24 protein-coding genes are annotated in these 22,576 nt (G+C 35.6%); 11 read left to right on the plus strand and 13 right to left on the minus strand.

Annotation, left to right across the window (positions count from 1 at the left end):
- Positions 1-96 precede the first annotated feature (96 nt).
- The 3 genes from OOK82_RS02335 to OOK82_RS02345 all read left to right on the plus strand — a co-directional run bounded on the left by OOK82_RS02335 (position 97) and on the right by OOK82_RS02345 (position 5,093).
- Positions 97-1,569 carry a hypothetical protein gene (locus OOK82_RS02335; RefSeq protein WP_077188281.1) on the plus strand — a complete coding sequence of 491 codons (1,473 nt, stop codon included), beginning with the start codon at positions 97-99 and terminating at the stop codon, positions 1,567-1,569.
- A gap of 8 nt (positions 1,570-1,577) precedes the next feature.
- The gene (locus tag OOK82_RS02340; protein ID WP_264704248.1) at positions 1,578-3,668 is read left to right on the plus strand and encodes a PD-(D/E)XK nuclease domain-containing protein; all 2,091 of its coding nucleotides are present in this window, start codon (positions 1,578-1,580) and stop codon (positions 3,666-3,668) included.
- Positions 3,669-3,863: 195 nt separating this feature from the next.
- Complete coding sequence (locus OOK82_RS02345; protein WP_264704249.1) at positions 3,864-5,093, plus strand: IS256 family transposase; 1,230 nt, start codon at positions 3,864-3,866, stop codon at positions 5,091-5,093.
- A 91-nt stretch (positions 5,094-5,184) separates the two neighbouring features.
- Here OOK82_RS02345 and OOK82_RS02350 read toward each other — a convergent pair whose 3' ends face one another.
- A complete protein-coding gene (locus OOK82_RS02350) occupies positions 5,185-5,595 on the minus strand; it encodes a hypothetical protein (protein ID WP_264687128.1) in 411 nt (136 codons plus the stop codon).
- Between OOK82_RS02350 and OOK82_RS02355 the strand changes: the two genes are divergently transcribed.
- Entirely contained in the window at positions 5,594-5,788 is a 195-nt protein-coding gene (locus OOK82_RS02355; RefSeq protein WP_039833188.1) for a hypothetical protein, read from the plus strand. The two genes, OOK82_RS02350 and OOK82_RS02355, sit on opposite strands and share 2 nt — an antisense overlap.
- 102 nt (positions 5,789-5,890) lie before the next feature.
- Here the strand turns inward: OOK82_RS02355 and dut are convergent, their stop codons facing one another.
- Positions 5,891-6,352, minus strand: a complete 462-nt coding sequence (dut, locus tag OOK82_RS02360) for a dUTP diphosphatase (RefSeq protein ID WP_264687129.1) — start codon at positions 6,350-6,352, stop codon at positions 5,891-5,893.
- A 632-nt stretch (positions 6,353-6,984) separates the two neighbouring features.
- Here dut and OOK82_RS02365 point away from each other — a divergent pair.
- From OOK82_RS02365 to OOK82_RS02385, 5 genes are all read left to right on the plus strand, one after another.
- Positions 6,985-7,278, plus strand: a complete 294-nt coding sequence (locus tag OOK82_RS02365) for a hypothetical protein (RefSeq protein WP_139686435.1) — start codon at positions 6,985-6,987, stop codon at positions 7,276-7,278.
- A gap of 102 nt (positions 7,279-7,380) precedes the next feature.
- Positions 7,381-7,911, plus strand: coding sequence for a head-tail connector protein (locus OOK82_RS02370; protein ID WP_007302801.1), 531 nt, complete (start codon positions 7,381-7,383; stop codon positions 7,909-7,911).
- A gap of 510 nt (positions 7,912-8,421) precedes the next feature.
- Positions 8,422-8,823 carry a DUF3168 domain-containing protein gene (locus OOK82_RS02375; protein WP_264687246.1) on the plus strand — a complete coding sequence of 134 codons (402 nt, stop codon included), beginning with the start codon at positions 8,422-8,424 and terminating at the stop codon, positions 8,821-8,823.
- A complete protein-coding gene (locus tag OOK82_RS02380) occupies positions 8,798-9,187 on the plus strand; it encodes a phage tail tube protein (RefSeq protein WP_007302803.1) in 390 nt (129 codons plus the stop codon). Before OOK82_RS02375 ends, OOK82_RS02380 begins: the two co-directional genes overlap by 26 nt.
- Positions 9,188-9,245: 58 nt before the next feature.
- Positions 9,246-9,980: a hypothetical protein gene (locus OOK82_RS02385; RefSeq protein WP_264687131.1), complete on the plus strand. Its 735-nt coding sequence runs from the start codon at positions 9,246-9,248 to the stop codon at positions 9,978-9,980.
- A gap of 52 nt (positions 9,981-10,032) precedes the next feature.
- Here the strand turns inward: OOK82_RS02385 and OOK82_RS02390 are convergent, their stop codons facing one another.
- From OOK82_RS02390 to ltrA, 5 genes are all read right to left on the minus strand, one after another.
- Complete coding sequence (locus OOK82_RS02390) at positions 10,033-10,404, minus strand: holo-[acyl-carrier-protein] synthase (RefSeq protein WP_264687132.1); 372 nt, start codon at positions 10,402-10,404, stop codon at positions 10,033-10,035.
- Positions 10,401-11,660: a proline--tRNA ligase gene (proS, locus tag OOK82_RS02395; protein WP_264704398.1), complete on the minus strand. Its 1,260-nt coding sequence runs from the start codon at positions 11,658-11,660 to the stop codon at positions 10,401-10,403. The genes OOK82_RS02390 and proS overlap by 4 nt, the downstream gene beginning before the upstream one ends.
- A 74-nt stretch (positions 11,661-11,734) precedes the next feature.
- A complete protein-coding gene (locus OOK82_RS02400; RefSeq protein WP_264704399.1) occupies positions 11,735-13,318 on the minus strand; it encodes a WH2 domain-containing protein in 1,584 nt (527 codons plus the stop codon).
- A gap of 166 nt (positions 13,319-13,484) precedes the next feature.
- Positions 13,485-13,616 (minus strand): hypothetical protein, encoded by a 132-nt coding sequence (locus OOK82_RS02405; protein WP_256365558.1) that lies wholly within the window; start codon positions 13,614-13,616, stop codon positions 13,485-13,487.
- On the minus strand, positions 13,613-15,160 hold the full coding sequence (gene ltrA / locus OOK82_RS02410) for a group II intron reverse transcriptase/maturase (RefSeq protein WP_264330863.1): 1,548 nt from the start codon (positions 15,158-15,160) through the stop codon (positions 13,613-13,615). Before ltrA ends, OOK82_RS02405 begins: the two co-directional genes overlap by 4 nt.
- A gap of 777 nt (positions 15,161-15,937) precedes the next feature.
- Here ltrA and OOK82_RS02415 point away from each other — a divergent pair.
- Positions 15,938-16,432 (plus strand): hypothetical protein, encoded by a 495-nt coding sequence (locus OOK82_RS02415; RefSeq protein WP_010406678.1) that lies wholly within the window; start codon positions 15,938-15,940, stop codon positions 16,430-16,432.
- A gap of 27 nt (positions 16,433-16,459) precedes the next feature.
- Positions 16,460-17,635, plus strand: a complete 1,176-nt coding sequence (gene dxr, locus OOK82_RS02420) for a 1-deoxy-D-xylulose-5-phosphate reductoisomerase (protein ID WP_264687134.1) — start codon at positions 16,460-16,462, stop codon at positions 17,633-17,635.
- Between the two features lie 298 nt (positions 17,636-17,933).
- Here the strand turns inward: dxr and OOK82_RS02425 are convergent, their stop codons facing one another.
- The 6 genes from OOK82_RS02425 to OOK82_RS02450 all read right to left on the minus strand — a co-directional run bounded on the left by OOK82_RS02425 (position 17,934) and on the right by OOK82_RS02450 (position 22,575).
- Positions 17,934-18,788, minus strand: coding sequence for an ankyrin repeat domain-containing protein (locus OOK82_RS02425; RefSeq protein WP_264687135.1), 855 nt, complete (start codon positions 18,786-18,788; stop codon positions 17,934-17,936).
- Between the two features lie 68 nt (positions 18,789-18,856).
- On the minus strand, positions 18,857-19,615 hold the full coding sequence (pstB, locus tag OOK82_RS02430; RefSeq protein WP_010401422.1) for a phosphate ABC transporter ATP-binding protein PstB: 759 nt from the start codon (positions 19,613-19,615) through the stop codon (positions 18,857-18,859).
- Positions 19,612-20,406: a 4-hydroxy-tetrahydrodipicolinate reductase gene (gene dapB / locus OOK82_RS02435; RefSeq protein ID WP_264374698.1), complete on the minus strand. Its 795-nt coding sequence runs from the start codon at positions 20,404-20,406 to the stop codon at positions 19,612-19,614. The genes pstB and dapB overlap by 4 nt, the downstream gene beginning before the upstream one ends.
- 215 nt (positions 20,407-20,621) lie before the next feature.
- The gene (locus OOK82_RS02440) at positions 20,622-21,449 is read right to left on the minus strand and encodes a hypothetical protein (protein WP_264687136.1); all 828 of its coding nucleotides are present in this window, start codon (positions 21,447-21,449) and stop codon (positions 20,622-20,624) included.
- Between the two features lie 322 nt (positions 21,450-21,771).
- Positions 21,772-21,969: a hypothetical protein gene (locus OOK82_RS02445; protein ID WP_149168885.1), complete on the minus strand. Its 198-nt coding sequence runs from the start codon at positions 21,967-21,969 to the stop codon at positions 21,772-21,774.
- Between the two features lie 141 nt (positions 21,970-22,110).
- On the minus strand, positions 22,111-22,575 hold the full coding sequence (locus OOK82_RS02450; protein ID WP_264687137.1) for a hypothetical protein: 465 nt from the start codon (positions 22,573-22,575) through the stop codon (positions 22,111-22,113).
- Position 22,576: the final 1 nt, after the last annotated feature.

Here is a 22,576-nt window from a genome sequence, read left to right on the forward strand (position 1 = left end):
CTGCTTAAATTTAGGTGCACACTAATTTTTCGATTTATATATTATTCTAATGCTTGTATAATACCTTCATTGAATATTTGATTTTGAGGTAATTAGATGCCAAAAAGTAAAACTAAACGTGGAACGGAAGATTTGAAGGGTAATGCAGGCCCAAGCAAAAGATCTCGTCTCAGTTCTGATCCTAAAAAAAATAAAGAGATTATCTCTAGCAAAGTAATAAGTAAGCTGAAGGATGTTGTTAAAGGTGATAGAACTTCAGCTATTGAGGAATGGGTCAAGGCTCACCCTGTAACAGTAGAGGGTCTAACCGTTGAGCAATCGGACCTCTTATGTAATGCGTTTCGTGATGAATCTTGTTGGTCAGGTGCGACACTAGATGTTGCTAAATTGGTAGGAGAATTAGCTAAATCAGGTGTGTTGAATCCATTTGCTATATATAAAATAGCATGTATTGAGTGTGTAGAGAGTGAAATTAAGCAATTATTTGACAAGGCGTTAGAGTCTTTTAGATCTGACTTATCTCATAAAGGTGCATGTGAGGAAGATAGGAATTTAGCTTGCAGTGATAAGCTTGCAAGAGTTGAATTGTTAAGTTCCATGGGAAGACGTGATCCTGTTTTCAATTTCTGGATTGATCAAGAATCAGGTAACCTTAGAGAAAATATAGAAGCAGAAGATGGATTTAATAAGGCTGTAGATTTCAAGTGGAGTAAGGGAGTGGAACACTTCTATAATCGTCTGTGTTCTGAAGAAAAATTAGTGAAAGAAGAGAGAGAAAAATTGCTAGTTTCTGCTATTGCAAAATTATCTCCATTGCAATCTAGCTATAAACTTGCTTCTACCTTAAGTTCCCTTCTAGGTAAAGTCATAAGCGCAAAAGTAGATCATAAGTCACTACTTGGGCTACCGAATAAGAAAGATAGGGGTGTGATCTATCGTCCTCTTAGTTACTTAGTAGAGCACGGTTTTCTTTGCACAACTAAGTATGTTATCCAGTACTTGAGCGAGGGATGTTCAAGATCTGAAGTAGAGAAAATGCTTTCACCTAGAGGATATGCACATCTTCTCTCATCGCTTTCATTTGTTGTAGTTTCTAAAGATTATGACTTGGATAACAGGAATGAAGCAAGGTCAGCTATTAGCAGTCTTTGGGAATCTAGTGTATTTAACCAAAATAAAATAAATGTTGTCGATCCTTTTAAAGATAGGATTGCTTTTGTTGCAATGGAAAATGCAATTTCAAATTTGATTGTAGATCAGGAGAACAGCAAGGATACTCAAAGTGCTGGCGATGGTGAAAAAGTTGATTTGGTCTTGAGTATTTTAAAGTTTGCTAAAGATTGTTGTTCAGACAAAAGCTTTAAATCATTAAAAGAGAGGATAGCAAATAGTTTAGATAAAACAAGGAATTCTAAGATGATAGATGCAACTAGCTCCTGCAATTTAATAGAAGAGTTGTGTAAGTCAGCGAGAAATTTGAATTTATTCTCTGCTAGCACTGAAGGTCCTCAATCTACGTTAGTGGGTACTAATGTTAGTATTTCGCCTGCTGCAGTTGTTAACAAATAGGAGTATTTATGCATGGTAATAATGAAGATCGTGAATTAGTTAGGGCTTTATTAAGTGGAGGTTGTGATGAGTTTAGTAGACAATTTGTAGGTTTTTTAAACAACTGTCCATCTTTTTTGCATTCGGCTAATAAGCCTGGCTTTTTTCCTACATTCTTTTTTGGTATGTTTTCTACTGCACATGATGCAGGTATATTAGTTGAAGATGAAAGAGTCTATTTTCGTTTTGACAATTATGGAAATCTAAAAGTTGCTGTTCTCACTAATAAAGAAAATAGAAGAATAGTCAGGTGTTATACTGTTGCTGATAATGAGAACAGCCCTGGGTCAAGGTTTAGTGCAGAAGAGAAGCAGCAGGTAGAAGAGAATCTTCCACAAGAATTACAGGAAGATGAGGATCTGGATTGGGAAGAGTATAAAATATTTCGGTTTGGAGAAGAATGTAGGTTTATTCATGAAATAGATAGATTTCCTCAACGTGATGAACCTGGAGCTCCAATTTTTCATGAAATTAACCCAATCAGAGAACAAGGTGAATTGTTAGACCTGATGAGTGAGTTGGCAAATGATGATACAGGAGAAGTGCGTACTAATGTTAAAAGAATTTTGGAATATGTTATTGATATCCATGATGAACATGAAGATAGCTTAGTGTTTCGTGCAGAGTCTGATTACCACGGTTTTCTGTGTGGGTTTTTAGTAAATTTTAGATACCGAGCTGTGGCTGATTTCTACCCAGAGCTACTTATAGGAAAAGGTTATGCAGATGTTGTTTTGCTTGTTCGTGGTGTTGATCAGACAAATGATTCGGTTCCAATTATAATTGAGTTGAAGGTTGGTGATGAGGAAGGATTAGAGCAAGCTAAAGATTATGCTAAAAGTTGTTCTGTTTCGTCTTTGCCTATTCATACCTCATCACCAAGTGCTGTTTGTGTAGCGTTAAATTTTCAATTACGTGGAGGTGCTGGTCTCCGAACTTCTGTGCAGGCCTTTTCAGAAGGTGGTCTTTCCTTAATACCGGGTTTACTACATCCTCATGGAAATGGAGTTAGGGGAAATGTAAAACGTTTTTTACAACCCATAGCATCAGAGTTCACTCAATCGCCTCATTGTAACACTTTTTCCTGTACGTCATCGTTTGTTTTTGGAAATGTTTTATCTACAAGGAGGGACTTAGAAACAAATGATGGGCGGGAGGTAAGGGTTACCAAGTATCTATTTAACCACTCTCAGGGAGAGAAAATGAAACGTACAGGTGGTAGGGGAGATGCAGCAGATATTGTAAGCCATGCGTTAACTTTAGCTCTATTTTTATCAAATATTGGTTTTGTTGTGCTTCACATTTTTCGTCGTTTAAAGTGGCAGACTTTACCAGACAAGGCATTGAACCTGTCGTTACTGCCTCAAGCCACAGATGATGCTAAGGTGCGTCAAGTACTTTGTGAAGTAGATGTCCAGGGTCATCTGGAAGTGGCTTCTGCAAAGAAATTCGAATCACTACGTGCTTACTCACGTTCTCATAGTGAAGGTTATTTCGAGGGAAGGTTTTCAGAACAAATGGGTAATGTTAGGAATTTACATCAACTTGCAGATCAGTTGATGAGTGCTGAGCCTAATTTTGGTAATGATGGTAATGTTAATGGTGAGTACAGGGCTAGGTATGAAGTTTTATTTAATGAGATTTCTCGTCTGTTGTCTCCGTTATTAAATGGAAACCGTCTACTCGTGAACAATGAAGCTAAATTTCAGGCTTTGTTGCGTGGGATATTTCAAAGTTGCGATAATCCTGCCAAGGTAATTATTGAGTTCCAGCTACAGAGAGGAAGGAAAATAGACCTAGTATTATCAAAATCTGCGGAAAATGATGATACTCATCCAATTGGAATAGAGTTGAAGTATGCTAACACCGCAGAACAAGTTGAACGAAAAAGGGTGGAGGCAAATCGACAGTTAAGTGAATACGAATTTTGTGGAGGATGCAAGCGTATTACTGGGGGAGATGCGATGGTTTTGTTATACGCTATATTAAATGCTGTAGGACAAGAGCAGGATCTGATATTGATTGGTGGGCTTCGTAGAGCATCTGGGTTTTCTAGATGACTTGTAACTAATAAAAGTACCAAAGATAAGGTTGTTTATGGGTAAAATTATGCATTAAGCTAGAGTACGTTTGAGTAAGGTTGGAGAAAAAGCAAGGTCTTTGAGCAAGAAAATTTGATGTTTGGGAATGTTCAAAAAAGTGTGTCAAACCGAGAAATAAAAATAAAATAGAAACAAAAAATAGAGGTTTGATATATGAGTTACAAAATAGAAAATGGAACGACTGGCCTGGTAGATTACAAAGAGCTGGAAGCAAATATACTGTCATCAATAAGGGAAGGTAAACCATTGATGGGGAGAGATGGAGCATTAACACCATTTGTAAAAAGGCTGCTGGAAGCAAGTCTAGAAGGTGAAATAGAGCATCATTTATCCAATGAAAGAGAAGAAAAGAATCGAAGAAACGGAAAGAATGGCAAAACTTTGAAGACGAGTGCAGGTTCATTTGAACTATTGACACCAAGAGATAGAGAGGGAAGTTTCGAACCACAGATAGTGAAAAAAAGGCAAACAACAGAACTTGAAACAAAGGTCTTGAACATGTTTGCAAGCGGTGTGGGATACAGGGATATAGCATCCTATGTGGAAGAAATCTATGACCATAAAATATCTGCAGCAGAGATATCTGGAATTACAGATAAATTACTGCCTATAATCAATGAATGGAGGAGTCGTCCCCTACAATCAGTATACCCGATAGTATTTATGGATGGGATGTTTTTTAAGGTCAAAGAGAATGGACATTGCATAAGTAAATGCATGTACAATATATTAGGAATAGACCAAAATGGCAGAAAAGAAGTACTGGGTTTTTACTTAGCAGAAAGTGAGGGAGCTAACTTCTGGCTAGGCGTATTAAATGACTTAAAAGAGAGAGGAGTAGAAGACATTTTGATAGCTTGTGTTGACGGTCTGAAAAGCTTCCCTACAGCTATAAATAGCGTATTTCCCAATGCTGAGGTACAGTTATGCATTGTGCACCAAATAAGAAATTCACTAAAATACGTATCCAGCAAAGATATAAAAGTTTTTATGAATGATTTGAAAAAAATATACCGTGCTACAAGTAGAGAAATCGCCGAAAATTATTTACTTGAACTGGAGGAAAAATGGGGTGAAAAATATCCTTTAGTCATAAAATCGTGGCAAAACAATTGGGAAAATTTGTCTAGTTATTTTAAGTATTCTGGCCCTGTTAGAAGGCTAATTTATACCACCAATCCAATTGAGGGGTTGCACAGACAAATCAGAAAATTTACTAAAACCAAAGGTTCATTTACCAGTACAAATGCCTTGTACAAATTGGTATATTGTGCTATAAAAAAGATAGAGCAAAAATGGGCTATGGCTTTGCCTAATTGGGCTCTAACTATATCTCAACTTGATATCTTTTTTCCTGATAGGTTAAAAATTGAGTTGAACTAAAAATTCGCTTTGACACACTTTTTTGAACATTCCCTAAATAACTAACACTAAAAAATGAAGGGCAGACTTATTTAGTCTACCCCTTTTATACTTAGTTGGGTGATGATCTTCCTTTCTTTTGTTGTTCAGCTTCTGGTGATTTAACAATTGAGCTTGGCACAAGTCTAATGATTAGTTCTTTATCATCATTTTCTTCAGAGTCTAAACCTAACGTTTTTGACTTTTCTTCATGTATTAATTCATACTCACATTTATCATTTTTTCTTCCTAATGAATTTATCTTTAATAATCCATCATTGTTATTCATTTCCTTACTTGTAGCAGTAATGTAGTAACTTTTACTTTCTAAGCTAAAATATATAAGATACTCATCGGTGATAATACTGCCATCTGGATTCTTATTTCGGTTGTGTTTTTTGATATACTCAAAATCTTCATCTTTTACTTTCACAAATAGATCTCCTGTCTTTTTGATAATAGAAACTACCGGAGTTTTAGTCATGGAATATATTGCTAAACTAGCCAGTGCAACAGCAGCAAATGCTAAAACACTTATTCCAAGTGGTGTAGCTGCAAAAACTGCAATTGGCGCTAAAATCGAAGTTGAAGACACCCAATACGGTGTTGAAAGTGCTACTGCTGTGCCTATAACATACAGAGAAGTAAGCGCTACAAGTGCAATGTTTGTTTTGTGACGGTGGTTTTTAAAAATTGATATAATTTCCTCTTAAAATAAGTTAATAATATATTAATATTATATATAAAAAAATCAATACAGTCAACTTACATATAAAAAACTACCTACCACTTGAGCCAAAGCCCCCTTCATTGCGGACGGTTTCTTCTGTGTAGAATTCTTCTCTGTCATCCCAAATTACTTGAGATACAGGAGTGATGAGGATTTGTGCGATTCTATCTCCTCTTTTTATTTCATATGGTTGATTACTTAGATTGATTAGGCAAACTTTAACTTCACCTCGATAATCGGAGTCTATAGTGCCCGGAGAATTTAAGACAGTGATTCCATGTTTTGCAGCAAGCCCAGAACGTGGGCGAACTTGTCCTTCAAAACCGTTTGGTATTGCAATTACAATGCCAGTTGGAATAAGTAACCTTTCAAGTGGATTTAAAATAACAGAGTCGTCCAATGCAGCATAAAGATCCATGCCAGCACTCTGCATAGTTGCATAACAGGGAAGAGGCAAGCTTTTGCCATGTGATAACTTTTTTATTTCTACTTTAATTTTATCTCTTTGCATTTTTATTCACCAGTTATGAAAATTTGATTGTAGCATGTAAATTATGCCTGTAAAAGATAAGAAAACTACTTGACAAATCTTTCAGCTTCCTTACTATAAAATTCAAAGTGTTTTATTACCTTCAATCTGTTCAGATTAAACGACAAAAGTATTATACAGTTGGCGTCTTATAAATCTTTCCGCTATGTGCACTTTATGTCTTCACAATAATTTCTACCTAATATAAGCTGAAGCGGGCTTATAAAATGTTTAAATACAGTATAGAACGCCAATTTTTAGGATGAGAGAGTAACAACTAGCTAACGCTTTTGCCTTTTTTTATTAGTAAATTTCTTAACGTTTATATAGAGGGTGTCATTCCAGCACTTGATGCTGGAATCCAGCCTTTCTGCAATCTCATCGAAAACGTTGTACCACCTTTCTATGCTAGTTTGCTTGTGAGCAACTTAGATCCCAGTGTCTGGGCACTGGGATGACAAAAAAGGGCTACTTGAATGACATACTTGAATTTACGCTATAAAGTGAACCGGTTTGGTGTGCTGCTGTTGTTTGCAGTATTGTAGTGCTAATTTTTTACTTCGGTAGTCTTTTTATTGTCATTATAATTACAAGAATAGTTGAGGCCAATTAATATGAAAACTTTTGCAAAAAATTTTAAAGGTAAGGAAAGAAAGCTAGAAGAGTTCAATGAGAAAGTTGAAGACATATCAGCTGTAGCTCAAGATAAGTTTGCACATGAACTTGAAAATATCGCATATGAAAGTGTGCAGAAATTTCGCAGTCTACTTGCTAAAGAAATAAACTCCACTTTCAATAACATTCATTCTCAGAATGTCAATCTACTAAAATCTGGCTTAGTAAACTTGATCAATAAAAAAGGAGAAACAGCGTTAATACGTTCTCTTCTCAATATACTTGTACGATAGAGTTGCTGCTGCAATTTAATATTAAGTGATAACTAAAATAAGTAAGATTTTTTATGGATAAGTCTTACTTATTTTAGCTATATATAGAAAAGGAGGGTTGTTATGTCAACAAGACTAAAGTATCCAATTATAAATATACAACGTAAGTCTAAGCCTAAATCTTTTCCAGTAACTTTAGGAGAGGTTAAATCTTTTTTACGAATTGAAAATGATCAAGATGATAAGTTGATTTCAAGTTTTATTTTTATGGCAACTGATTATGCTCAGTGGCATATGGAAAAGTCTCTAGTAAAGCAAACGTGGCAAGTTTCATATGAAGGTTATATACCTCGTAGAATCTATTTAAGCTATGGTCCTGTGAATAAAATAATATTGGCTACTGATAAGAATAGAAAACTTAGTTATTATTTTAGTGATATAGGAAGCTATATTGAATTTTTCAATTATTTGAACATAATAAGGGCTGATGTTGTATATGAAGCTGGTTATGATAGTGTTCCTGAGCAAATAAAGCTAGGTATTATACAGCATGTTTCTGCTCTCTATAAAAATCGTGAATCAGAAGTAAGTAGCCATTTATCTGAGGTAAAGAAGGTGTATTCTCCATTTCGCGAACCAAAGGTTGTTTTGTAGTTCCTGTTTGTCATTCAATAGCAGATACAACAGATGGTGTCATACCAGTACTTGGATCAAGATTGCGAGTAATGAATTGGGTTTTGTGAGTATGGGTTTTGCATTATAGAATGAAGTGTTTTTGGTTAAGAAAACTGGATTCCAGTGCTTACTGTACAAAAATTGTAACTTAATTCCATAAGGGAAGGTGTCATTCCAGCGCTTACTGTAAAAACATTGTAACTTAATTCCATAAAGGAAGGTGTCATCCCAGTACTGGGATCCAGGAAAATTAATTCTAAATGAGCAAACATTTTCAATAAAATGACCAACAAGAAAAATAGTTAGGTAAAGCTGGATCCCAGTACTGGGATGACAAGAAAGAGCTACTGGAACGACATCATTATAAAGTGAACCAGTGTCTGGGGATGGGATGACATCTTCTTGACAGATAATGTTCGTACAGTAAGCACTAGGATGATACCATCTGTTGTACCTGCAAATTGCAATCTTCGTAACCGTATCTGTGAGATGGAAAAAATTCAAATTATAAATGAGTTGTATAATAGTATTTATGCAACATTAAAAGCAAACTCTGATTTAAAGAAATATGTTACTAACATCTATGATTACCTGCCTAAGCAGGTTACTATTCCTTATCTGAGATTGCGCATAGTAAATTATGTTAACCTGCATATGCTATCTAATTTTGCTACAAAAGTAAGATTTTCATGCGACATATATACTTATCATATAAGCAGCATGCTTGCTGCTATAAAGCATGTTGGCTTGGTGGTAAAGAGCATTAGTAGTGAGACCATTTTGGAAAGTAATTGTGCTATAAATCAGCATGATGAAGTTTTACATTCAACAATTAATTTTGATATTTTAATACAAGGAGGTAGCGATGAGCAAATTACAGCTGAAAATTAAAGGTCATGACAATAATTTTGTTGTGCTGAATAATATACGAAACTTAAGGTTTACTTTGCGTAATAACAAAGAGGAGATGAAAGATATTTCCTCTTTTGGCTGGAGAAAAGTGCTTGATTGTGCTGGAAGTAGAAAGATTACAATAAAAATTAATGGCATTTTAAATTCAGTATTGGCTGATGAATTATTGCGTAATTCTGCAATGTTAAACTCTAATAATGATTATGAGATTAGTTTTAATGCTAAGGAGAAGATAAAACTCAGGTGTTCGGTTGAATTGTATGAGAGATATTATGATCCTGCCACTTTTGACAGCTTCACTGTAGTTTTAGCCAGTGCTGAAGTTGTGAACACTTTTCATTAGTGTTAATTTAATTTTTTCATATACAATAATAATAAGTGGGAATAAATTAAAAAAAATTATGAACGATGAGGATCTTTTCGAAGAAGGCGATGATAATGTTGAAGAGAATAGCGATGACAGAAGAGAAAGGAATTTGAAGAATGAAAATCAGCTCGAAGAGCAATTTAAAGAGTATTTAAAACCTTTTGAGGATATTTTAAGTCAAATTGATGAAGGAGTTGATAATTTAGATAGTTACGAAAGGACTATGCAAGTAAAGCGAAGTATAGATAGGCTCATAGAAACCTTATATAGCCAAGCAGCATCTGAGGATATTGATGTAGAACTTGAAACCACAAAACACACTCGCGATAAATCAGAGTCCAAGAAAAGAGTTCTGGAAAAGAGAAAGAAACAATTGATGGAAGAGATCTTAAGTGCTCAACAACAAAAGGAGCTAATGAATAGTAGGGAAAAACATGAAGTAGTAAGTGATGAAGATATTCAGAAGGCAAAAGCACGAGTGAAGTCTTCAATTAAGGGAGTGTTGTTTTCAGTTATTGCTCATAGAATGGATCCACGAAGGAGGGCAGGGGAAACTGCTGATGACAATGAAAAGCAAGCTCGTATGTACGGTAGAGAAGCAGTTGGTGGAGTTTTAGGTGGATTATTCAAGGCGTTTTTAACTGCAGTTGCTGCTGTTGTGCGCGAAATTGCTAAACCACTTCAACATATGAATACACAAGAGACGTCTTTTGCAAAACAAGTTGAAGAAAGCAGAAACCAGGATTCACAGAAAGGTCGATCTGTGTAGGTCAAAGTATAATTTCAAAAAAATTTTTGAAATCGTATGTACTAAACAATATCTACTCAACGCAAATTACAACAAACGCAGTAGCATAATCTTGATCATCACTTAGAGAAAGGTGTATCTTGTATTTCGAGATGAAATCCTTTGTGATAGCAAGATGTGGTTTTCCCCTGATATTACTGTATATTTCTATATCTTTCATTATAATTCCTTGGCTGAATCCAGTGCCTAGCGCTTTAACAAAAGCTTCCTTTGCAGCAAAGCGTTTAGCAAAATATTTTGCTCTTACTTCTTGGCTATTATATTTTTTGCTTATCTCTATCTCCTTCTTAGTATAGACTTTATTGAGAAATTTTTCCCCGTATTTTTGTGATATTCTCAATATTCTGGGTATATATACTATGTCAGTGCCAATACCGTATATCATTTTGCACTAAAACGATTTATTGCTTCTTCAACTTGTATTTTCTCTACCTCTCCAGTTGCCCTATTTTTTACTTCAACTATATTTGAAGTTACTGCTTTCTTTCCAATAATTATTTGCCACGGCAAGCCTATCAGATCCATTCTGGCAAATTTCACTCCTACACTTTCGTCCGTATCATCATAAAGCACTTCATCGCTTTTCAAAGCTTTGTATATTTTATCTGCAGCCTCCGTTACTTTTGTTTGTAAATTGATCAAACCAACTTTAAAAGGAGCTACTGCCTCTGGCCAGATAATTCCTTTATCATCATGGAAAGCTTCTATTATTGCGCCAACAAGCCTTGAAACTCCAATACCATACGAACCCATATGCATGTTAACATTTTTTCCATCTTGAGAAGTAACACTTGCCTTCATAGGTTTCGAATATTTATCACCAAAATAAAAAATATGCCCTATTTCAATACCCTTGCTAACATTTAACTGTTCTTGCGGTATAGGACAAATTTTAGGATCATGCATATCGTCTGCAACTGCATATATGCTCTTCAGGCTTTCAATATCTTCGCTTTCTAGTAATTCAAAAAGTTTATTGTCATAATATAGAGTGCTCTCACCGGTGTTTGCCAATATATGAAATTCATGACTTAAATTTCCTCCAATTGGTCCTGTATCTGCCCTCACTCCAATTGGAGTAAGTCCCATGCGTTTGAAGATTTTTATGTAAGTTTTATACATCAAATTATATGAATTCAGTGCACCTTCGTAATCTACATCAAAACTGTATGCATCCTTCATCAGAAATTCCCTGCCTCTCATAACGCCATAACGAGGTCTTACTTCGTCACGAAACTTCCACTGAATTTGATATAAACAAAGTGGTAAATCTTTGTAACTTTTTACCGTATTTCTAATCAAATCAGTTACCACCTCCTCATGTGTTGGACCAAAAAGCATATCGCTTTCATGCCTATCTTTAATACGTAGCATTTCTTTGCCGTAATCATCGTAACGTCCTGACTCTCGCCAAAGACTTGCTGGCTGCACACAAGGCATCAACACTTCAATTGCACCAATTTCATCTCTGATAATATTTTCAATATTTTTAAGTACCAAAAGACCAAGCGGCAGCCAAGAATAAATTCCAGATGCTGTCTGCTTGATTAAGCCCGCACGTAACAAATATTGATGAGAAATAATTTCAGCACCAGCCGGGGTTTCTTTTAAAGTTGGCAGGTAATATTGAGATAAACGCATTTGATAAATCTGATTGTACTAAGTAATCTTAATACAATCAGGCCTGTAGGTAAACTTATTTTAAGAAGAGTGTACTACTTTCTCTTACCTCGATCTACAACACTTTGAACTTGAAATGGTTTTTGCACCTCACTATTCACTGAGTCAACATTATTTGCTTGTGCTGCAGGAGAAGCTTCAGATTTCGTTTTTGAATTAACAGGCTTAGGCGATATCGGTGGCTTCTCTGCCTTTAGTGTAGAACGTGGTGGAGTTGTGGATTTAGGTTTTACATTATCATCAGATTCATGACCACTGTCAGGACTCTTGCTTCCTCTTTCATCTTCTGGTTGGGAGTTTGAAGGCGTAGGTTTTTTCCTGGATTTTGTCAGCTTTTTCTCTTTCGGTTTTTTCGATTTATCATTGCTCCAATCATCACTGTCACTGTGGTCAGAAACTTCACTTTCACTACTAGAAAATTCTATTGCTGGTCTCCTCTTCAGGATATTAGCTATCCCAGAATCATGACATTGAGCATTCCTCATTGTACGTTGCTTATTCTCTTCTCGCAACTTCTCAATTCTTGCAAAATACTCTTCTTTTGTTTCTTGTTTGGCACCCGCAGGTAATGACTTGTTTTGTTCAGAATCAATAGCCTTCTCCGGTGCACCATCATTAATAGGTTTTAACTTCGTACCTTTTCTTATCTGTTCAAGCAGATCAGAACGATCATGCTTAGATTCATTAGCCTTTTTCGGTGCACCATTCTTAGGTTTCTCCGTATACTTGGAAGCTGTAGGAGGAGGCGGCGGAGATGGTAGTGGTGCAGCATTTTGTGGCAATGGAGGAGGTGGTGGTGTCGGTACACTGGATGTTCTAAGCGCTACTGGAGGTGATGATGTATGAGTATTGCTGTGTTCAAGTCCTTTTGCTTTCTGTAAATCTTGTGATTGTTTTCTACCAGGATCAACTTTTTTCTCGCTGTTTATTGCAGAAAGGTGTGAATTGATAAGATATGCAGCTAAGCTCAACATAACCGATGCAGAAACAAAAGCAATAACTGTGAAAAGTACTGGATCACTTAGTGTTACTGAAATCGAAAGATATGTATATATACCAGCTGTAACACTAGATATACATAGCAACAAAGTAGCAATTGAATATTTTAAGGCAGCTGTCTTACTTATTCCAACTAAAGTATTAATCAAAATGGGAGTATCGATTTTTTGTTCTGTTGCAAGTTGAATAGGATTCTCAGATAGCCCTTTTTCTGATTGAGTACTATTGTTAGTTCCTGAAGGTTTGTTACTATTACAATTATCTTGTTGAGGACTCAAAACTCTAGGTGATACAGGCTTGGGAGTTAATCCTCTATTTGGCTCACTCTGTCTAATATTGCTTCCTTCATCTGCAGTTTCGCTATCCACATTATTTTTTTCTTGTATTTTCTTAAATACTAAACTCTCTTCAAAATTGAAAGGTGATTGTTGAACAGGACTCTTAGATTGAACTTTTTTTAATTGAGTGCTATTGCTGGTTTTTGATGGAGTACTACCAAGAGTGTTTTCATTTTTATCGTTATTTTTCGCTGGCTTCCAATTTTTTCTCCAATCTGCAGGTGGTGGAGGTGGGGGTGGTGGCGGAGCTGATGATGGTGTGTTATTATTATTAGTAAGCATTCCTCTTCCTTATTATTAATATAATATTAATAATAATTAAATTATTAGTACTTGTCAATAATTTATGAGTAAGTTAGTATTAAGATAATAAAATAAAAAGGAAAGAGAGAGGAGCAGTCTTCTAAGAAGAAATAGAAGCTATCTTAAACCTCAAGTCATCACTTTGTTACCACAGGTCAGGTAAGGAAGCAGTATTACTACTACCCCCTCCCTTAGAAACGCAGCATGCAGGTTTCCCAACACTACGCTTGAGCCCCTTATCTAAGTTCTTCTTTTCTAGAACCGGCTTGTCCTTCATGATTCCTCAGGAAACATCATTCTTAATGGTGACACCAACAGTAGAGAACCTTCTCTTGAGAAAGAGCTTGCTAACATTCTTGTTCGTTTCACTCTCTCATCAAAATACTTTTTCCATTTTAAGTCAAGGGGATTTGCATCCGCTCTGATTTTAACATGTCGTCTGATAGGTATATCAATCAGCTTAAGCAGTCTTAAATACCGTATCTCTTTTGGTTTGTTCTTGCATAGGGGTGCAGCAAAAACCCATTGGCGTTGACCCATTACTTTGAAGTAACGATTCTTTATCCAACGTAATCCTTTACGAGGATGTCTTTTCTTTGCCCATTTCCATAAACTATGCCAAATTTCATTGTCGATCTTTCTAAACGCTTTTTTAGCACACACATGGTGATAGTAATTTCCCCATCCTCTCAGTAGAGAGTTGAGTGACTTAATTACTATAGCCTGAGTGTTCGCTATATTTGCTTTTATCAATGTACGTGCTTTATTCAGAAGTCTTTTAATACTTTCTTTCGAAGGTTTAATAATTAACTTCTTATTATATCTACGTACATTACAACCAAGAAAGTCAAACCCTGTTGTGATAGATGTAATCTTTGTCTTCTCTTCTGACAGAATTAAACCTCGCTCATGAAGAAAAGATGATACTAAAGGCTTAACTTCCTTTTCCAGTACTTCATGTGTGAAACCTGAAATAATAAAGTCGTCTGCGTATCTGATTACATTCACTCCACTTCTGATTTTGTTTCTTTTTCTACTGCCGAGTTTACCAAATCGACTTTCCAATAACTTTTCAAGTCCGTTTAAGGCTAAATTGGCTAGTATTGGAGAAATTATACCACCTTGCGGGGTACCTGCAGTTGTGGGATACAGAGTTTTTGATTCTAGGAAGCCAGCTTTTAACCAACTATGCAGAATTTTTTTCTCCATAGGAATATGCTTCATAAGCCATTCATGATTAATGTTGTCAAAGCATCCTTTGATATCACCTTCAAGTATCCATTGTAGTTGATTACGACTTGCCAGTAACAAATGACAAGCTACTGTAGCATCTGCACAGGATCTTTTAGGTCTAAAGCCATAGGAGTGACGATCACTGATCGTTTCAGCTATCGGTTCCAGAGCAAACAGATATAATGCTTGCATGGCTCTATCTTTTATCGTTGGTATTCCAAGAGGTCTTCTTTTGCCATTAGATTTACTGATATAAATCCGTTTTAGCGGAGAAGGTTTATATCCTCTTTGCTTTAACTGCTTTATTCCTTGAAATTTAGCATTGCAAGTTGACCATAGTTGACGATCTACACCCGCTGTGTTTTTTCCTTGGTTTTCAGTTACTCTCTTAACAGCCAAAGCTTTTCCGCTAAAAGAGCGTGTGAGAAGATGTTGTAAAGTTTTTACCTTACCCCATCTTCCTTCTTGGACAGCCTTAACAATACGTCTTTGTAGCCTCACAATAACTTTCTGGCATTTCTTCCATGGCAACTGCTTCCATGCTTCAAAGCTTTTGGTAGATGCACTTACAGGTTTACTTGTAATCATCTGCTTTCCTCCCTTAAGTGGTTAACAAAGTTTCTTGTCACGAGGGACCAAACGGAAGTCTGCTCGTTTTCACGCGAATTAATGTTACAAATTCTATCCATTTCGTTACAAAATGGCATTCGCTTTCTCCATTCTCCTTTACCTGCACTTCCATCAGCATTCCTTGCGGTTTGCTTGCCATGTAGGCGAAAATACAGGCTTACCCTGTTTCTCCAGTCATACAATAGTGGGTTAGGTGGCTTCTCTATACCGGTGGAGTTATTATTTGCGTACATCTAGAAATGAAAAATGTAACTTATCCACATTACCTTTTGGTCAGAGCTTATCAGCATCTTTAGCTCTTTCATCGTATCGGTACTTATAAAGCTTCACTTACGTTCACCATACCACTAGCCTAGCCCTCCAACCACATGATGCTTGCAGTTTATGCCCCTCTCACGATTGAGCATCTTCTTTTTCAAGAGGAGGTTCATTGTCCGCATCGCTTGGCACCAACCGGTTGCCCGATTCGCACTGATGCGTAGACTCAGACGGCAAAACATCTGGTTTAATAAGTTTTAGAATCCTTTCAGTTTCTTTCTGAATGAATTCCTCTCCTTTTAAACAATATGACCGAAGACTTTCAGGTCGCACCACATCATCGATGTTTTGGTATAGAGTAATCAGAATCATAAAAATAGCTTAGTGTTAGCTATTTTTATGATAACCTCTCTTAAACAATTGATATTTTACAGTGTTTTTGGTAAAATAATAGCTTAAGGCTTAGAATAAAAGTTTATGAGTGAAGCACAAGGTCCAAATATTGCAGAATGGCAGGCACAGCAGCAACACCAGGAAGCCGCTAGTGAGAAAAGTGGTTTCGGTCTTGGTCATAGTGACTCTGTTGCAACAATTGTGGATGGAATGAAGTGGATGTTCAACTTTCATGAAGGAGCAATTGCTGCTTATAATAATGTGTTTGAAGGTTTGGTCAGTGGTAGCAGTCTAGTAACGTTATTTGGGAAATCAGGTAATATGTTTGGCATAAAATTTCTTGAAAGTCTTGCTGAATATTTTTCAGGTGGTGGTGGAGAAGATATGCCATCAGAAGGAATGGGTATGGACTACGGTGATGAGGGGCATCATCCGGATGATTATCCCCACTCTAACAATGAAATAGCTCAAAGTGCCGATGGTTTGCATGATATGCATGATGCAGGTGATCATCATGGCCAATCTTTTTCACCTGGTCCTTCACCATCTGTTGGTGATGATCATGAGCTTGGTTACTAAATAACTAAGAAGATTTTATTGTAATTAGTGAAAAAAGTTTCAGTTTTAGGATCAACAGGAAGCATTGGAAAAAAGACTGTAGATTTGCTCTTAAAGAGAAAGGAAGAATATCAGGTGGAAGCACTAAGTGCCAATTCTAACTTTGCTCTGCTAGCACAACAGGCAAATCTACTTAATGCAAAATATGCTGCCATTTCTGATGAAAGGTTCTACAAAGATTTAAAAGAAGATCTACTTGGTACAAACGTCAAAGTAGAAGTTGGTGCTCCAGGTCTAGCAAATGTTGCTTCTCTACCCGTTGATCTCTCAGTTATTGCAATAGTTGGCATCGCAGGACTTGAGCCAGTTATAAAGGTTATAGAAAGCGGTACTAAAGTTATTGCCCTGGCAAATAAAGAAAGCATTGTTTGTGGTGGCAAGTTACTGCTTGAAAAAGCTAAAGAAAGAAACGTACAAATAATCCCTATTGACTCTGAACACAACGCAATTTTTCAAGTTTTGCAAAATGATGATAAATGTGTAGAAAAGATTATACTCACTGCCTCTGGTGGACCATTTTTAAATTATAGCCTTGAACAATTAAAAGATATTACAGTAGATCAGGCACTAAATCACCCTACTTGGAAAATGGGAAAGAAAATCTCAGTTGATAGTGCAACAATGATGAATAAAGCACTAGAAATAATAGAAGCACATCATTTGTTTAATATTAGTCCAAATAGAATTGAAGCAGTAGTGCACCCTGAATCGATAGTACATGGAATTGTCGTTTATCACGATGGATTCAGCTTTGCTGTGCTTGCAGAAACTGATATGGAAATTCCCATTGCATATGCTTTGTCTTGGCCAGAAAGATCAACTTTAAATCATAAATTAGATTTAACAAAGCAAGGAAAATTGACCTTTCAAGAACCAGACCACAAATGTTTTTCTTCACTAAAGCTAAGCATGGAAGTGTTAAATTCTTCTTCTCCACATACAAATAGTATTGTTTTGAACGCTGCAAATGAGATAGCTGTTAACGAATTTTTGAAGTCACGAATCGGCTTTTTAGAAGTAGTAGAGGTAGTAAAATCAACAATAGAAAACTTTGACAAGTACTCTGATATTAACTCACTATCCGACATAACAAGTATCGATTTTGAAAGCCGTATTCTTGCCAATGAAATCATAAAAAGTAAAGGTATCTGTTCAGCAGAGTGATAAAATAAGGTAGACGAGAAAAGACAACTAAATGGGTGTAGCTATCCAGCAAAATTCATTGCAGATAAGACAACATTTTCGATCAAAAAGCTGTATTCCATAATGTCATTCCAGTAGCTGACACTGGAATACAGAAAAGCAGCTAGTTTCAGCTACTCGAATGACAAGACTAGAAAGAAATGGGTGTCATGCCAGTCTGGCATCCAGTCTTTTAGTCATCAAACATTGTAAGGTATTTACCAAATTAGCTTGATTCCAGCATCAAGTGCTGGAATGATACCTTACCTGAACAGATAAATCACTTAGCATGTTCGAAATCAACCTGAGAGAAATTTACATCGTTAAGAACTGTATTTGCTCTATACAGACAACCACACCCTATTGCAAAGAACAGCAATGCAGCTGCAGCAAACGGAACTGGGTTATAAACTGTGAAACATAGACCAACAGCAAGTACTCCAGATAACAAAAAAGCACAAGCATAATTAGTTTGTTTCCTTTTTTGAGCGACTGCTTCTATCTTTAGGAATTCTGGTTCTATTGCTTTCTTGACATGTCCTGCAATACAATCTCTTGGACTTTTGTTTTCATAGTTTTGAATATTAGGTTTGATATTTGGATGTGTAAGTAATATTTTTATCATGTCTACATTTCCCAACTTGCAAGCAATGTGTAGAGCTGTATTTTTTTCCTTCTTGCCGGTCTTAATTTCCTCCTCTGCACGAGCATAATTTTGAGGTATAAATCCTTCATTAACAGGTTGTGAATTGTTAAGGTATACACAACCCCCTCTACCCTGATCTACTACTTCTCTCCCCTCAAATTCGTACACTGGATAACCATCATGTTTCTTTGGTTTTCTCTCAATAACAGCTTGCTTGCTTTTAATATTTAAATCGATTTTTTTATGTTCTACAAGCAACTTAGCCATAAGCTCTAAATATTGATGTTCATCGTTATTACTAGTAACAAAAGCTGAAATAATGCACATCAAAGGTGTCATCCCATCCTCAAAAGCGTTAACATTCGCTCCTTCTTTCAATGCTTGTTGAAAATGATTCCAAGCTTCCTCAGGTGTTATTCTTTCACCACTAGCATTTTGAAATTCAATAGCTTTAAACAACTTTTTTGTTGCTTCACTTGTACTAAACATTTTAACCACCTATCACAACAAACTTGATAAAATTATACATAGAAAAAATTAAAATATCAACTATTAAGCTAATGATCCAGAATATACTCCTTCGTTAAAGGAGACTGAGCATTTTCAAAGATTTCTTGAGTACTTCCGAATTCAACAATCTTGCCATTGCAAAAGAAAACTATGCTGTCAGATAATTTTTTAGCTTGCTTCATCGAATGAGTTACCATAATTATGGTGAACCTCAATTTCAATTCTTGTATAAGATTTTCGATTGCATTGGTTGCCATTGGATCAAGAGCAGAGCATGGTTCATCCATTAATAAAATAGTTGGCTTTACTGCAATTGCACGAGCAATGCATAATCTTTGTTGCTGGCCACCAGATAAATTTAGTGCACTATCTTGCAATCTATCTTTCAACTCTTCCCATAAACCAACCTTAGTTAAACTACTTTCTACTATTTCATCTAATTTTTGCTTATTTTTCACCATGCCATGCAATTTAGGCCCATAAGCAACATTATCATATATTGACTTTGGAAAAGGATTGGGTTTTTGAAATACCATACCAACTTTTGCTCTGAGCAATACAACATCCATATCACGTGAATATATATTACCCAGCCCATCGATTACCAGTTCACCAGTCGCTCTACATCCAGGTACGTAATCATTCATACGATTGAAACAACGCAAAAATGTCGATTTACCGCACCCAGAAGGTCCGATAAAAGTTGTGACTTTCTTTTTGCAAATATTCAAATTTATATCGAATAAAACTTGTTTAGAGCCATACCAAAGATTTAAATTTTTAACGAAAGCGTATTTATCGCTCATACTAAATCCTGCATTGAATAAAGTCCTGGTATTTCCTGTTTATTCTCGCACAACCATATTGCTGCTTGAACCGCCCCTCTAGCAAACGTTGTGCGGTCAATTGCCTTGTGATTTAATTCTACTCGTTCATCGGAATTGACAAACATGACACTGTGATCTCCTATTACTCCACCTCCACGAGATACTGCAAAGCCTATTCCTCCTTTCCCTCTTATATTTGAATTATTATGTGAATATTGATTGAGCTCAAAATCCACTTTTGCAGCGTTAGCAACTGCTTTACCAAACTCTATAGCTGTTCCAGATGGTGAATCCTTTTTTAAATTGTGATGCATTTCCCAAATTTCAACGTCATACTCATTACCTAAAAGCTTGGCAGCTTCTTTTACCAATTTCAGCAACACATTAACTCCAACACTCATATTTGCTGACCATAATATTGGAACTTTAGCAGCATATTCTTTTAAATTTAGACCTTCTATTCCAGTTGTGCCACTAACTAGCGGTTTTTTAAATTTCACGGCCGCCTTAAGGCATTCTAGCATACATTCTTTAGTTGTAAAATCTATTACAACATCGGACGATTCAAATACCTCATTAATGGAACTTGTAACTTTGATTCCCAAATTGCAATTATTGCCTACAATAGGCCCAATATCTAAGCCTATATACTCACTGCCCAAGCGAGCAACAGCACCTGCTATTTCCACTTTGGTATTCGTAATTAATTCATTGAGTATTTTCTTACCCATTCTGCCTAAGCAGCCTATTACTCCAACTTTGATTTTCATAAAGCTTTTTCCACTATGTTAGGCTTTTTTTGAAGCTTTGTCATCTTTATAAGCTTAGCATATTTAGCCTTACACTGATAAAACTATAGCTATACATCGATGAATCTATTGAAAATTGATACGAAAAATTGTAATTAGTCAATTTTCTCCTATGGAGAAAACTTATAAAGAAAAAAAGAGCACCAACTTTGGTGCTCTTTTGTGAAGGGTTTGTTTTAATAATAACCGTTTCCATTTACACTGGGATTAGTGACATAATGTCTCTCTGTTGATGATACTCCAATTGTTAGACTTGGTTGTGTATCTATTGTATCATAAAGCTTCTCTGATTCAGTAGTCACTTCCTTATTGTTAACCATTTGTTGTGCCGTAGTAGGATTGAGATTATGCTGCTCCAACGCTGTACCTTCAAACGGCTGATTAGATATATTATCTACTTTAATCTCTGTTACATCATCTTTCAATCCTAACATTTCTTTCACATGCTCAATATTGTCTTGCACTAATATTTTATCGTCATCGATATAATTACCATCTTCTTTCTTCTTTAGTACTGATTTTACAATTACATATTCAGAAACGCCATAGTAATTATTACCACTACCAGTAATGCGATATTCTCCTTTATCACACCTTAGATATACAAGAAGCTGAGGAGAAAATTTGTCCTGGGTTAAACTATATTTATAATCCTTAATTTTTATACCCTTTTCCAAACGTAAATATAAGTGATTCTTTTCAAGTTTAATATAACCTACTCCTTTAGGCTCATCATTTGATTTTTCTGGAAAATTTTCTGCTGGCTCTACGTTTATATCTGTTTTAGATACAGATTCTTCAGTCTCATTTTGCATAGGGGTGCTAACAGTTGGACTTTTATTTACATTCTCATCTGAAGGTCTCTTTGGTGATATATTTTCTTGAGCAGTATTTGCTTTACTGCTAAATAACCAATTCCAACCTGATGAAATTTTTCTTGCAATCCATGAAATTCCTCTACGATCAGCAATCCACTTAAAAAAGTTTTTTATACTTTCCCACATACTTTACTCCTTAAATTAATAATTTAATTATTATATATAAAGTTTAATTTGTCAATTTTCTCCTATGGAAAACGTATAAAGAAAAAAAGAGCACCAAAGGAGGTGCTCTTTTGTGAAGGATTTGTTTACTAATTAATAATAACCGCTTCCTACTTTGCTCGGATTAGAGACACAATGTCTTTCTGTTGCTAGTGCTCGAGTTGTTGAACTTGGTTATGTAACTTCTGCATCATAAAACTCCTCTGATTCAGTAGTCACTTCCTCAGAGTAAGATCAGATAAATCTTCTCTAAACTTAGAAAGAGATGCAGTAAAAGCATTTATTAACTCTTGTTTTTTTCTTCAATAGTAGTTTTACCTGAAGATTGTCCTTGCTGTGATATGCTTTGTTTCGCAACACTTGTTTCACTTTTTTTACCACCAAACAGCCGCTTACAGCCTGATGAAATTTTTCTTGCAATCCATGAAATTCCTATGTGATCAGCAATCCACTTAAAAAAGTTTTTTATTTTTTTAAACATATTTTACTCCTTAAATTAATAATTTATATTATTATATAAAAAGCATAGTATGTCAACTTTTTCTATAGAGAACGTATAAAGAAAAAAAGAGCACCAAAGGAGGTGCTCTTTTGTGAAGGGTTTGTTTTAACAATAACCGTTTCAATCTACACTTGGATTAGTGACATAATGTCTCTCTGTTGATGGTACTCCAATTGTTAGACTTGGTTGTGTATCTATTGTATCATAAGGCTTCTCTGATTCAGTAGTCACTTCCTTATTGTTAACCATTTGTTGTGACGTAGTAGTAGGTATTTTCACTCCAAATGGTTCATTAGATATACTATCTACTTTAATCTCTGTTACATCATCTTTCAATCCTAACATTTCTTTCACATGCTCAATATTGTCTTGAACTAATATTTTATCGTCATCGATATAATTACCATCTCTATTCTTCTTTATTATTGATTTTACAGATATACCAAAACAATCATTGATACAATTATCAACACCAGTAATGCGATATTCTTCTTTATCACATCTTAGATATATAAGAAGATTAAAAAGGGGTTCTACCTCGTTTTGACTACCTTGATAATCCTGAACTTTTATACTCTCTTCCAAA

This window comes from Wolbachia endosymbiont (group B) of Apotomis betuletana (assembly GCF_947250475.1).
GTDB lineage: Bacteria > Pseudomonadota > Alphaproteobacteria > Rickettsiales > Anaplasmataceae > Wolbachia.